Source organism: Pseudomaricurvus albidus (assembly GCF_018863235.1).
GTDB classification, from domain to species: Bacteria; Pseudomonadota; Gammaproteobacteria; order Pseudomonadales; family Cellvibrionaceae; genus Pseudomaricurvus; species Pseudomaricurvus albidus.
This window is the reverse complement of record NZ_JAHKRS010000015.1, coordinates 1-13,183: the sequence shown is the minus strand read 5'-3', so window position 1 is coordinate 13,183 and position 13,183 is coordinate 1. Positions and strand designations below refer to the sequence as shown.

The 13,183-nt window shown below is 40.6% G+C and carries 13 protein-coding genes; all 13 read right to left on the bottom strand.

Annotated features, from left to right (window positions below; all coding sequences use genetic code 11):
• Positions 1-76 precede the first annotated feature (76 nt).
• The 13 genes from KOI40_RS17740 to KOI40_RS17680 all read right to left on the bottom strand — a co-directional run bounded on the left by KOI40_RS17740 (position 77) and on the right by KOI40_RS17680 (position 12,964).
• Positions 77-1,183 carry a glycosyltransferase gene (locus KOI40_RS17740; RefSeq protein ID WP_216098896.1) on the bottom strand — a complete coding sequence of 369 codons (1,107 nt, stop codon included), beginning with the start codon at positions 1,181-1,183 and terminating at the stop codon, positions 77-79.
• A 20-nt stretch (positions 1,184-1,203) separates the two neighbouring features.
• Complete coding sequence (locus KOI40_RS17735; RefSeq protein WP_216098895.1) at positions 1,204-2,214, bottom strand: NAD-dependent epimerase; 1,011 nt, start codon at positions 2,212-2,214, stop codon at positions 1,204-1,206.
• Positions 2,215-2,217: 3 nt separating this feature from the next.
• Positions 2,218-3,387 (bottom strand): nucleotide sugar dehydrogenase, encoded by a 1,170-nt coding sequence (locus KOI40_RS17730; protein WP_216098894.1) that lies wholly within the window; start codon positions 3,385-3,387, stop codon positions 2,218-2,220.
• Positions 3,384-3,710 carry a MarR family EPS-associated transcriptional regulator gene (locus tag KOI40_RS17725; RefSeq protein WP_216098893.1) on the bottom strand — a complete coding sequence of 109 codons (327 nt, stop codon included), beginning with the start codon at positions 3,708-3,710 and terminating at the stop codon, positions 3,384-3,386. The genes KOI40_RS17730 and KOI40_RS17725 overlap by 4 nt, the downstream gene beginning before the upstream one ends.
• Positions 3,711-3,908: 198 nt before the next feature.
• Entirely contained in the window at positions 3,909-5,015 is a 1,107-nt protein-coding gene (locus KOI40_RS17720; protein ID WP_216098892.1) for a glycosyltransferase, read from the bottom strand.
• Positions 5,012-6,196, bottom strand: a complete 1,185-nt coding sequence (locus KOI40_RS17715) for a glycosyltransferase family 4 protein (protein WP_216098891.1) — start codon at positions 6,194-6,196, stop codon at positions 5,012-5,014. The genes KOI40_RS17720 and KOI40_RS17715 overlap by 4 nt, the downstream gene beginning before the upstream one ends.
• 423 nt (positions 6,197-6,619) lie before the next feature.
• Positions 6,620-7,654, bottom strand: a complete 1,035-nt coding sequence (gmd, locus tag KOI40_RS17710) for a GDP-mannose 4,6-dehydratase (protein ID WP_216098890.1) — start codon at positions 7,652-7,654, stop codon at positions 6,620-6,622.
• 20 nt (positions 7,655-7,674) lie between these two features.
• The gene (locus KOI40_RS18955) at positions 7,675-8,079 is read right to left on the bottom strand and encodes a GtrA family protein (protein ID WP_216098889.1); all 405 of its coding nucleotides are present in this window, start codon (positions 8,077-8,079) and stop codon (positions 7,675-7,677) included.
• A complete protein-coding gene (locus tag KOI40_RS17700; protein ID WP_216098888.1) occupies positions 8,063-8,959 on the bottom strand; it encodes an aldo/keto reductase in 897 nt (298 codons plus the stop codon). The genes KOI40_RS18955 and KOI40_RS17700 overlap by 17 nt, the downstream gene beginning before the upstream one ends.
• 1 nt (position 8,960) lies before the next feature.
• Entirely contained in the window at positions 8,961-9,680 is a 720-nt protein-coding gene (locus KOI40_RS17695; protein ID WP_216098887.1) for a glycosyltransferase, read from the bottom strand.
• Between the two features lie 14 nt (positions 9,681-9,694).
• Positions 9,695-10,684 carry a hypothetical protein gene (locus KOI40_RS17690; RefSeq protein WP_216098886.1) on the bottom strand — a complete coding sequence of 330 codons (990 nt, stop codon included), beginning with the start codon at positions 10,682-10,684 and terminating at the stop codon, positions 9,695-9,697.
• A gap of 2 nt (positions 10,685-10,686) precedes the next feature.
• Positions 10,687-11,802, bottom strand: coding sequence for an FAD-dependent oxidoreductase (locus KOI40_RS17685; protein ID WP_216098885.1), 1,116 nt, complete (start codon positions 11,800-11,802; stop codon positions 10,687-10,689).
• 10 nt (positions 11,803-11,812) lie between these two features.
• A complete protein-coding gene (locus KOI40_RS17680) occupies positions 11,813-12,964 on the bottom strand; it encodes a hypothetical protein (protein ID WP_216098884.1) in 1,152 nt (383 codons plus the stop codon).
• Positions 12,965-13,183 lie beyond the last annotated feature (219 nt).

The window sequence follows — 13,183 nt, the reverse complement described above, 5'->3', positions numbered from 1 at the left end:
CCTTTACTTTAGAGTCTGCCATCACCATTTAAACAACACCTAGCCTCAAAAGCACTAACTGATACTTACATTCCACTTAGGCATTTCCTTCAAATAATCGGACATATAAATCACGTATTTCAGACTCAGAGTAATCGTTCTCTAATAGCGCTATAGACTCCTTGAGAATTTCAAAGTTATTTGACAAAAGAGTTTTGATAGCGTCGACGTACAAATTGACCTCATCACTTTCTACCAAAACACCCGCACTGTACTTTTCAACAATTTCTTTAGGGCCAGTGGAACAATCGTAAGCCACTATAGGCTTTGACAATGCTAGCGCCTCCAGAATAGCATTAGGCTGCCCTTCGGCTTTAGAGGTCGACAATAAAAGATCACAAGCACTGATAACTGCATAAGGATTTTCCTGAAAACCCAACAATTCTATGTTTTCATGCATGCCGCAATCATCAATATACTCTTGAAGCTTCTCTTTAAGAGGGCCTTCACCAAGTATTAACAAACCACAAGAAATATCTTTTGATAAAAGTCGAATTACATCTATCGCCTTATGAAAATCCTTTTCCTTCACTAATCGACCAACCGCAACAATTTTACAGGTCCGATTTTTAATCCACTCTGGCAACTCATATTCTTTAAGAGAACGATACCTTATTTTCTGAACTGATACTGGATTTCCAATAACATGCCTAATCAGTTTTTCACCGCCACATCCTGATTCTTCAAAGTCTTTCTCCATCGCCAGATTTAAATTAATGACATGGGGTTTATTTAGCCAGCTAGACAATCGATAAATCATTCTAAAAGCGAAAAGTAGGCGTGGGGGTTTAATCTTATATGCTTTTAAAGACAACGCTTCTCGAACAATGACTTTCCCACGAAACCGACTGACAAAAGACGCAAGGATCACTAATACATTGTTTGCTATGCCCGTAGAAAACACAGCATCGAAGTTTCTTCCAAGTAGTTTTTTAAATAAGATTAACAGCACTAAAAAAACATTCTCATGCTTTAATCTAACCTTTGTGACACTTGAATCGATTGCATCAATATAAGTTTGCTCGCCTCGACAATAATTAACTTCAACAAACCAACCATGTTGAGCCATCTCGTTAGCAACAAAGATAAAATTCTTTCCAGCTCCTCCTGAGATAGAACGAATGTAAAACAGCGCTTTTTTCATATAATAGTTATCTTAATCCATTAATTACCATTAAAACCACGATACCAATCCACAAAATTCTGAATACCAGTCTCAATAGAGGTAGATGGTTTAAAACCCACATCCTTAATCAGATCATCCACATCCGCATAGGTAATGGGTACGTCCCCCGCTTGCATGGGCATCAGGTTTTCAACCGCTTTTTTGCCACAACCCGCCTCAATCGCTTGGATAAATCGTCGCAAGGTGACCGGCTGGTTATTACCTATGTTGTAGACCTTATAGGGAGCCTGAACATTGGTTTCTGAACAGTTGTAAGGCTCTGGAATTTTGTTGATCACCCGAACCACACCTTCGATGATGTCGTCGATGTAAGTAAAATCGCGCTTCATCTCGCCGTTGTTGTAAACATCAATGGGGTTGCCGTCGAGTATGGCCTTGGTAAATTTAAACGCTGCCATATCCGGTCTGCCCCACGGGCCGTAGACGGTAAAAAAACGTAGCCCGGTTGTTGGCAAGTTGAATAAATGGCTGTAGGTGTGCGCCATCAATTCATTGGATTTCTTGGTGGCCGCATACAAACTGATTGGATAATCCACCCGATCTTCAGTGCTGAACGGCTGCTTGGTGTTCATACCGTAAACTGAGCTGGATGATGCGTATACTAAGTGTTTAACGTTCTGTTGGCGGCAGCCTTCCAGAATATTAGTAAAGCCCACTAAATTAGCATCGACATAAGCCCGTGGGTTTTCAAGGGAGTAACGAACTCCAGCCTGAGCAGCCAGGTTTACAACCACGTCAAAGGTATGTTCTGAGAACAGAGATTCCATGCCTTTTTGATCTGCTAGGTCCAGCTTAATAAACTGATACTCAGCAGTAACGCCTATCTCGGACACCAATCGGTTAATTTCTGCAAGGCGGCTTTGCTTTAGAGTTGGGTCATAATAGTCATTGAGGTTATCGATACCAACAACACTGTGCCCGGCTCGTAACAGCGCCTGCGCCAAATGAAAACCGATAAAACCGGCAGATCCGGTAACAAGAATATTCATAAATTAATCACTTCCAAACAAATCGCGCGTATAGACTTTATCGTCGATATCACTCAGGTTTTCAGAGCGGCGGTTAGCCAACACCACATCACTGAGTTGTTTAAACTCTTTCAGGTCTCGAATAACACGGGAGTTAAAGAAGGTTTCTTCCTGTAATTCAGGTTCATAGATGACCACTTCGATCCCTTTTGCTTTGATCCGCTTCATCACACCCTGGATTGCGGATTGCCGGAAATTATCAGAACCTGTCTTCATCACCAAACGGTAGACACCAACGACTTTGGGGTTTCGACGTAAAATCGAATCTGCAATAAAGTCTTTGCGGGTGGTGTTGGCATCTACAATGGCTTTAATCAGATTACTGGGCACATCGTCGTAGTTGGCCAAAAGCTGTTTGGTGTCTTTCGGCAGGCAGTAACCGCCATAACCAAATGAGGGGTTGTTGTAGTGCATCCCTATACGGGGGTCCAGTCCTACCCCTTCGATAATGTGGGCAGAATCCAGGCCATGAGTTTCGGCGTAGGTATCCAGCTCATTAAAGTAGGCCACCCGCATGGCCAGGTAGGTATTGGCAAATAGCTTAATGGCCTCTGCCTCGGTACTGTCGGTAAACAGTAACGGTATATCTTCTTTGACGGCCCCTTGCTGCAGTAGGCTGGCAAATTCTTGCGCCCTTTCGGACTGCTCGCCCACAATAATTCTGGAGGGGTACAAGTTGTCGTAAAGGGCTTTACCCTCCCGCAGGAATTCGGGAGAAAACAGGATATTTCCGGTATCGAATCGTTCTTTAATTGAAGCGGTATAGCCAACGGGAACGGTGGACTTGATCACCATCAAGGCATCAGGATTGATCGCAACCACATCCTGAATCACCGATTCTACGGTGTGGGTATCAAAGTAGTTGGTCATCGGATCGTAATCTGTCGGTGTGGCGATAATGACTATATCCGCCCCTTGATAAGCCACCTCTTTATCCAGAGTCGCCTGCAGAGTTAAGGAGGTATTTTCGAGGTAATGGGTAATCTCGGCATCCTGGATGGGTGAACGCTTCTGGTTCAGCATGTCCACCTTGCCCAGATCCAGATCCAGAGCGACAACCTCATTGTGCTGCGCCAACAGCACAGCGTTGGACAGGCCCACATAGCCTGTCCCAGCGACGGCGATTTTTTTCATGATTTGTCCTTGGAGCTCTCTAGCCCAAGCTCTTCGATTTCCTTTTTGAGCCGTTCATATTCGGCCATTTTGATTTTCAGGAAGCGACGCGCCAAAGAGGCCCTTTCCTGAATACCAGAGGGGGTCAGCAAATAGGCGTAGGCAGACTTGTTCTTGTGATTTTTGAAGTTATTGGCCTTCAGCAGCCCCTTCTCAACCAGGGCCCGCAGGCAATAGTTGACCTTACCAAGACTGACGCCTAATTCATCCGATAGCTGTCGCTGGGATACATGGGGGTCGGCCTCGAGCAGGCGGAGGATTTTGAAGTGGATTTCGTCGGCCACGGGAGTATGCGTTCAATGAATGAACGGGGGATTATATAGGTCGAAATAGGTGTGTTCAAGGATTGAACGTACCTAGAGGGTGTCAGCAGAAAGTGATCAATATTTCCAACACTAGACCATCAGCTGGCAATGCCCCCCTCCCCCTCCTAGTTCCGTACGACAGAGATTAGTATTAAAGTCTATTTCAAAAAAATAAAACTAAAGAAGGCTACGGTACAACTCAGCGTAATCTGAAGCCATTTTTGACGATTTGAAAATTTCTAAATACCTTCGACGGGCGGCACTCCCCAGACTCTGAGCCAGATCTGGGTTTTCCCAGAGTTTAAGCATGGCCTCCCCCAAAGCCGCAGAATCGCCAGGCGGAACCACCAAGCCCGTTTGACCTCCGATATTAATATAGGTTGTACCAGTACCAATCTCACAAGAAATCAACGGTTTGGAGAACATTGCTCCTTCCAAGAGGGAAATCCCAAATGCTTCAGAAGGCAAATGAGAAGGAAAGACAAAGCCGTAACAGAGCTCCAGAAGTGCATTTTTATCCTCTTCCGGTAGAGTCCCAGTAAAGATTACACTATCGAGCCCTAATTTCATTGCCTGGGCATGGAGATCAACCTCAACACCACCACTCCCGACAATTACGATGGGCAATTTTGTCTGGCACGCGGCATCCAACAAAAACTGCAATCCCTTGTAATAACGCAATGCGCCAACAAATAAAAAGAATTTGGGTGGTAGTTTGGCACGCCACTCTTCCAGTTTTGCTTCTGTTGATTGAGAGTAACTATGCTCATCCAGCCCATATGGAATTACATGAATCTTGTCGCGATATTTAGCCAGCACAGGACTAAATTGAGTGTAAGCGGGAGACGCTACAACGATTGCATCCACACTACTTAAAAACCGATACATCAGCGGCTTATACAACTGCAATAAGCCTTTTTGCCGAACTATATCGGAGTGGTAGCTAACAACACAGGGCTTTTTATGGCGAGTAAGAAAATGGACCACATCCATAAAAGGCCAAGGATAATGGAAATTCACAACATCTACTTCACGAGACAGCTCATAAAAATCACTTATTGCTGCCACAGACAGTGCATTAGAAGCAATTTCAGCCGTCATTTTTGATTTATGGGTGATATGTCGAGACACAGGAATATCTCGATTAGAGCCTGACCTGCTGACAGTAAGAACCTGCGGTTCTACACCATACTCAGTGCTGCTTTCCGAAAGCTGAAAAATAACCTGCTCCACCCCACCAAAGCTGTCAGGATGATAGGTTTTATAAAAATGCAGGACTTTCAAATCTGTTCAACAACCCGTTTATAGACCTTATAGGTATTTTGCGCACACTCTTGCCAAGAAAACTTTTTTGCACGGATTTGACCTGATAGGATTGCGCTATCCCGCCAGATTTCATCCTCCAGCCCTCTACGAATCAGCTCGGTAAATCCTTCCACATTTTCTGCTGTGGTCATTAACCCGCAATCTCCTACCACTTCCGGTAAAGAGGCACTATCAGAACAAACTACCGGAACACCAGAAGCCATTGCCTCGAGTACTGGCAAACCAAAACCTTCATAAAAAGATGGAAACGTAAACAGTCTTGCTCCAGAGTAGAGAACAGGTAAATGCTCAGAGGGGGTAAACCCCAAATATTTGGCCCAACCTTCAGCTTTTGCCTTATCAATCCGTCGGTGTACAGCATCACTCCCCCATCCATAGTATCCCGCGAAGATCAACGGCCAGCGCCGCCTCATGGAAAGAGGGAGTCGACTGTAAGCATCCAATAGGGTCAGCAAGTTTTTTCGAGGTTCAATTGTACCTACATACAATGTATAGCCACCGTGATCCAGATCATACTCGTTAAGTATAGCTCTACAGGCATCAGAACTTCTGGGGTGGAACTCCGATCCGGAGGCCAAAGGAACCGCAAACACCTTATCCAAAGGCCAAGAGAAATAATCCGCGACCTCTCTTCGGGTAAATTCAGAATCGGTTATTAACGCGCTTGCGCGCCCCAAACTCGCACGCATAGACTTCTGCATAAAACGAACGCGTTGCGCTGGATGATAATGCGCCCATGTAAAAGGCGACAAATCATGAAAAGTAGCAACGCCAGGGCCTGATAGAGGAGGCAAATAATAATTAGTGGCGTGATATATATGTTCTTCATAGCCCTTAAGAGCCTGTCTTTGTAATAAAGGCAAACAAAGCCTATACAGCTCTAAAAAGACTCCGTTACTTTGCACCAATCTTTTCAACCTGAATCGGTCAGAAGTAGCATTCGGTGTATCAGTAAGTGAACCGGCATCCGGACTAGGAAGTTGTTGAACTATCCTACGTCCAGAAAAGTAGCTCAATTCAATATCAGACAGCAATTGCAGCTGCTGTATAAGTTCCCAGGTATAACGACCAATACCTGTAAGAGGAAAGGTGATGGGATCTACAGAAATAAGCGTTTTTATTGGTATAGAAGTTTCCAAATAAATTATCCAAATTTAATCCCATGTACATACAGCCATTTTTGGCAATAGTGATGGCACGTTAGGCTATCTAACTGTTGACACATAGGCGAAGCAAAGAGTGTCATTTTGAAGTCTGACTTAACATCCATTGAAGAGTTTGGCGAATTTCTGGCGTCTCCCATTGCCCAATACAGGACCATAATTTCGATGCATCGCCACAAAGAGTTTTGACCTCATTAGAGCGCACGAAATCTGGGTTAACCTGTATTTCTATCTCGTGTCCGGTAATCTCGGTGCACATAGCCAACACTTCTCTCAACGAATAAGCTCCGAAGTATATCGACCAGTACCCGTGAGAGGGAATATTATCGATTCGACAGATAAAATTACATTCAATAAATACTTCCCCCAAGCAACCATTCCAATCCGACGAACAGACCTTTAGAATGAAAAGCCTAACTCATTTCGTTTTAGATCAGCTTCCATCATCATCTTAGCTAATTCTTCTAAACTTGTTTTAGGACTCCACTTAAGTTCTCTACTAGCTTTTTCAGGATCACCAATGAGCAAATCAACCTCAGCTGGACGATAATATTTAGGATTCACTTTAACGATTGTTCTGCCATTATCCATATCTATGCCAATCTCAGACTCTCCAGAACCTTCCCAACGAATAGGTATTCCCGCAGAGTGGCATGCAAGAGTGACAAATTCTCGCACAGATACGGTTCGGTTCGTTGCCAATACATAAGTATCTGGAAAATCTGCCTGGAGCATTAGCCACATACCCTCTACATAATCTTTGGCATACCCCCAATCTCTTTTAGCATCTAAATTACCAAGTTCCAGAAGTTGCTGCTTGCCTAGTTTAATTTTAGCTATCGAGTCAGTAATTTTTCTTGTTACAAACTCTCTGCCCCTAAGCGGTGACTCATGATTAAAAAGAATTCCACTGGAGCCAAAAATAGAATATGACTCCCTATAATTGATCGTCATCCAATGTGCGTACAACTTAGCAACTCCATAAGGGCTTCTTGGATAAAAGGGGGTGCATTCTGTCTGAGGAACGTGCTGGACTTTTCCAAACATTTCAGAGGTTGATGCCTGATAGAAGCGAACTTGTGGATTTACTATTCGAATTGCCTCTAAAATATTTACCGGACCAAGACCTGTAATTTCTGTGGTGGTTATAGGTTGTTCAAACGATACGCCAACAAAACTTTGAGCTGCCAGGTTATAAAATTCATCTGGACGTACTTTTTCTAATAATCGAATTGAAGATGAAAGATCCGTTAAATCATAATCAACAAGAGATAAATTGTCATGCTGCGCTATACCTAGCTCCTCTAGTCTCCAAAAGTTCACTGAACTAGACCTTCGGAAAGTTCCTACTACCTCATAACCTTTAGACAAAAGCAACTGAGCCAAATAAGCACCATCCTGACCAGTAACTCCTGTAATTATCGCTTTTTTCATAATTTGTCCTAAACATCACACTACGATTTAAATAGCATTTTAGTAAAAGTAAAGTTAAAAAATGTAACAAGAACTAATGATACTAATTGAGCCAAATATACATTGACCCTTATAAACTCATGAAGAGAATATAATATAATTAGATTCAAAAAAAACCCGATCACATTTATAAAAACGAAGGAAATAAACAAAGTTGGAACCTGCTTCTTATGAGAAGAAAAAGTCCAGCTCTTATTTACATAAAAACTGTTTAAGGTGGCTAAAAAAAAACCTACACTACTAGCCAGCACATACCAAACATCGTAAATAACCAAAGCCGAAAACACGCCATAACTTATAGTCGTATTCAAGGCCCCAACGAGACAAAACCTAAAAAATTCAGACCTAACCAAAACTTGCAATTTCAACTCATTGCTCCAATCCATTATAAACACCCAGCCTTGAAATATCAGAAAGCTTTTTTCTGAACCTCCAAATACTTTCCATCTGACTGAGTGTGGATGGGGCAACTAAGTAACCAAACAATTCTGGAGTATTTTCAGAAAACAGCATAGATAAATGATAAAGATTTTCAATTTCTTCAATATCATCCATCCATTTTAACAACTTCTTTTTTAAGGCTTCAGTCATAACACTGCTATGATAATCTTGACTACGGACTACTTTTACGTAGCTTTTTTCATCATAGTCATCTTCAGAGAGCCTTATTCCACCCGCAGATATTCCATAAGCCCAAGTACGTAAATTGAGTTTATTTAAAATAGAATAACGTTTCAAATCAGAAGTTGAAAAGTTATGTTTGACCTGAATATCAACTTGGTTCAAACCTATATTTTCAAGTTCCGACAAATAGGCTTGAGGGTATTTAATACCGGACAACCCTAATCTTGTCTCACTTGTAAGCTTAGATTCAATACCAGCCAATGTGTCCGACAATTGACATGGCACACTTCTGTTATCCCAGTGAATCATCAAACAATAAAAGGATTCTGCAAAGTAGTTTTGTGCAAGCTCAAACTGCGAAAGGGCATTATCTCTACTTAAATCACAAACTGGCTGATTGATATTTGACAAACTACCGAATTTGAAAGTTACTTTTAAGTCTTTGACTCCAGTACTTTTAATCCACTCAGAAACATATCTTGGGGACTTACGAAAGTCATCGTGGCGACCATTTAAAGGATAGTTATTCGCTGTATCGACAAATCTCCCTCCACCACTATAAAAGCTATCGAGTATCCTAAATGCTTCCAACCTATCAACAGTCCAACCCCAAAGTGAGGTTCCAAGACAAATTTCCTTCATTTCAGTGTTCATGCTGTTTAAGTGATTTCATAGCCGAGAGATACTCTAATGTCAACCTTCCAACTTTGACTTTACTATCAGGGTCATCTACCCATTTAACCGGCAGTTCGAATAAATTGAGCCCCATCCACTCTGAAACTACCAAAATCTCAGTACAAAAAAACCATCCGTCACTGACAGCTCCCCTCTCGAGTATTTCTTTTAGATGGCTTCGCTTTAAAAATTTAAAACCACACATCCCATCTGAGAAATGACATTTTAAGTAGATAGAAAGCACTAAATTAAACATGCGAGACGTAAATTCACGAAACGGTCTTCTCCCTATAACCTGTGAATCCTTGTGAAGCCTGGAGCCATAAATAATATCAGCACTATTTGTCTGAAAAACATCAAAAACTGTCAATAGATGTTTGAGGTCTGTGGCCAAGTCGAGATCCATATAGCCTACAACATCCGCATCACTATGAGACCATGAATGTTTAAGTGCCAACCCCACACCTTTACGATCAACTCGTAGGTACTTTACTTGGCCAGGGTATTCAGCAGCTAAAGATTCTGCAATCTCACCAGTTCTATCGGTAGAGCCGTTATCGGCAATAACAATTGACCAAGCAACAAGTTCAGGGCAATGCTCTAAAAAAAAGTCTTTCACTATAAGTACATTACGCCTGAGAGAAGCCTCTTCATTCAAAACAGGGATCGTTAATTCCAAAGACGTCATAAATATCCTCTTTGTTACTTAGTTGATTCTGTAGATACATTATTCCTTTCTGTATCTAGCATTACAGAACTATGATATTCACCAACTATCCAATAAGAGTTATGTTTACCCTGTCCATTCAAAAGCCTCCCTAAATACTCTCCAAAAAAACTTAGAATAACAAAGAGAATCATAAATAATACCGAAATAAAAATGACTAACGAACTCCAGCCATCAGCTACATTTTCATTTAATAATTTACTGAGAAAGCTGAAAAGAGCAAACACAAATGCAGAAAAACTACCTATTAGTCCTAACATGCTCATCCAGCGAAGTGGCTTGACCGTATTGAAAATCAACAAATCAATCAACTCGATAAATGATGAAATAAAGTTTCTCCGACTTTCACTTTCATACATATATCGATAGGTTCCCTCTGCTAGTCCAGTTTGAGATATTCTGACAAATATTTGATGTTCTGCACTTTTAGCTTTCGTAACTGCATTGCACGCTACCCTACTAATACATCTTAGAGTGGTGGCATCAGAGGGCACATAATACTCGATTTCTTTTAAAATCCATGAAGCTAAAGGTCTCAAAAGGCGATAACCTATAGACTTTCTCGCATTATCAGCGACACCTACCAGGATATCTAAATCACGATTTTGACACATAGTCACCATATCAACGATTGCCTCTGGAGGATCACACTCCGGATTAAATGACAATACAAAATCACCAATTGAATTTTCTAGGCCAATAGCAATACTCAAATCGAAGTCAACTTCATATGACAGTTCAATAAACCTTATTGAGCCAATCTTGTTCAAAAAGTTATTAAGCTTTGCTCTAGAAATTGTCCTTGGTTGGTCTTCAATCACCAAAATTTCGTAATCAAGGAATCGTTCATCCAAAAAGGTAGACAAAGAAGCTAATTTTTCGAATAGATTTCCTGCTTTAACAACAGAGGCTACAATAACAATGCTTACAAAATCTTCTGATTTTTCCTTATAGTTAATCAACACTTCTATTTATCCAGCCCTTTCGAAGAAATTACATCTATAACATCGTAAATATTATCGATTTTCCCACCCATTAGACAATGGTAACCACGTTGGCCGTAATTATCCTTAAAAAGAATAGGGCGGCTATCGTTCTTTTCACTTGCCGGCAATATAGTTTTGACTTCACGTAAAGACTTTATATATACAGATTTTTCTAAAATAGGCAGGTAGCGTGCAGCATCTTTCACCATTCTTTTCCAAGCTGACTGATAGACATCATTTTTCACCTCAAACATATTAAGGCATTTATTTTTATCGACCCAATCAAAGTGGGGAGTATATCTGACATGAGAAAATGAGTGATATTCGGTCGAAGGGAAAGGCATCACAGAGAAAAAAGGGCCACACATTACAGTAATACCTAAAGACTTAAGTTCATCCGGCACGTCTACAAGACACATTTCAGTCATCTCATGCTTAAGAGGCAATACTTTTTCTCCAGAATTTATGTTCAGTTCATTCAAGGATGAATAGGTACAATTAAATACTTGTTCTGAAGAAACCTTTACTAATTCATCATCGACATATACATCAGACAATAATTTAGAGCCATCTTGTAAGACTTTTTTTACATAAGCATTAAAAAACAGATTGACACTTGAATCATCAAGCCTCCCCTTCATAGTTTTTTTGAGTTTTTTACTATCGAATGCGTATTCAGTTACTGAGTAGCTTCTTTCAATAAATTTTTTATTGACTAAGCTATCAATAAAAGCAGGAGCTGGATTTAAAGGGGCTCCTACCCTCTTACAAAAACTCTCAAACTGCTGGGCGGTCACCTTACCTAAAGGCTGGCCAATCATGTAGATTTTATCAAATGATTTATCTATACAATTAGAAAACTCGGACACAAAACGTGGAAATGAAACACGTGATCTAAGAGCGGTTAAAACAGACCGAGGATAATGATATCCATTATGAACACGCGCCTGATTATTGTAGGAAGCACGCTGCATTAAATCATATTCTTTTTCACATAAAATTACTTTTTTACCTAAACTAGAAAAATAATTAGCTATATAGGCACCGTAAAACCCACCTCCGACAATTAAGATATCGCACTTCAGAGAACTATCCATTCATTACTACCTACAGCTCCTCAAGGGCTAATTGACAATCAGCACTCTTAGGATTTGCGTTAAACCACATATTTCCATCTTGAACCAGCTCAAAAGCTACATATCCATTATGTGGCCATGTTTCTTTATCAGGAAGTTCATTTAAATCTACAAGTAAAAATCTTGTTTCATTTTCAGGCACCCAAGCTTCGTCTTTAACCCTAAAACCATTATCCCACTGAAGAACACTTTTTTGTGAGTCCAGTATATGGTAACCAATAGAAAGAGGATACTTACCGACATTTAATTTCCAAGTTTTATTGCTATGATTTTTTACGGCTATTCTAATTTGAGGTTGATTTTCACTATTAAATGAAACGCTGCAATCGAGTTCTCCTAAGAGATCGGCTTTTTCTAATCGTGTTTCAAAAAAGGCACCAATAAAAGTGTCCTCAAGCACTACCCCATCATGCTCTTTAAGATTTATGGAAAGATTATCAACATCAGAAGAACTATTTATCGCTTCAGCTAATTTCAGCCTGGAAATATTATTGGGCAATAACTCAAAATTAATTTTCCGAACATCTTGAATAACAAGCTGATGAGGTCTCATTTCATTACTATATTCAATTGTATACCCTGGGCTTTCAATATAGGAAAAAGCCATTTTAGCTGAATCATCCACAATAAATGAGAGGTTATATTTTCCCTCAAGAAGCTTACGTAATTCAGAAAACTCATCTGGCTTAAGAACCCACAAGTCAAACAAAACCCCTCTAAAGCCCGATGCTTGTAATACAGGGAGAATGTCATCCAATGTTTTATCTGTAAGGCCCATATGCCAATTATCTACAGGGCTATTTTTTGAGCCACCATTACTCCAATGCAAATTTGAAGAATGCAAATATGCTCGCATATGAGCAAAAGCACCCCAGCCATAATATTTATTGTCAGATAAATATTGTGAGTAGGGATACTGATAAACCATACTTCCCGCAGGTAGTGAATTTTCTATAGTTTGGACGAATTTCCTCTCTGCCAAAAAACGACTAGAAGCACTCAAATTTCCACTTTTATCACTATCGGCAGGTATTTGATCAATAAGGGCTAATATCCCTATAAACAATACGAAGATATTTATACCACCTTTCCAATGAGGTCGTGTTTTCAATAAACTTGTCAACCAAACTGCTAGCATTACAAGAAGAGAGTAGTATAAAAAAAGCGGGTATCGATCATAAGCACGAATAGTCGGATAAATTAATGCTATTAGAGTGATCCTGCCCGCCAACAGTGGACACGCTATTAAGCGACGTTCTTCGCCTCAAATGCTTCTGGGCTAATAAAGCCGTTGGCACTGTGTCGGCGGGTTCGATTGTAGTCCACTTCGATATACTGGAAC

Coding starts and splice junctions, on each gene's coding strand:
- KOI40_RS17740 (WP_216098896.1), bottom strand. CDS start 1,183: ATGAAAAAAGCGCTGTTTTACATTCGTTCTATCTCAGGAGGAGCTGGA.
- KOI40_RS17735 (WP_216098895.1), bottom strand. CDS start 2,214: ATGAATATTCTTGTTACCGGATCTGCCGGTTTTATCGGTTTTCATTTG.
- KOI40_RS17730 (WP_216098894.1), bottom strand. CDS start 3,387: ATGAAAAAAATCGCCGTCGCTGGGACAGGCTATGTGGGCCTGTCCAAC.
- gmd (WP_216098890.1), bottom strand. CDS start 7,654: ATGAAAAAAGCGATAATTACAGGAGTTACTGGTCAGGATGGTGCTTAT.
- KOI40_RS18955 (WP_216098889.1), bottom strand. CDS start 8,079: ATGGATTGGAGCAATGAGTTGAAATTGCAAGTTTTGGTTAGGTCTGAA.
- KOI40_RS17700 (WP_216098888.1), bottom strand. CDS start 8,959: ATGAAGGAAATTTGTCTTGGAACCTCACTTTGGGGTTGGACTGTTGAT.
- KOI40_RS17695 (WP_216098887.1), bottom strand. CDS start 9,680: ATGACGTCTTTGGAATTAACGATCCCTGTTTTGAATGAAGAGGCTTCT.
- KOI40_RS17685 (WP_216098885.1), bottom strand. CDS start 11,802: ATGGATAGTTCTCTGAAGTGCGATATCTTAATTGTCGGAGGTGGGTTT.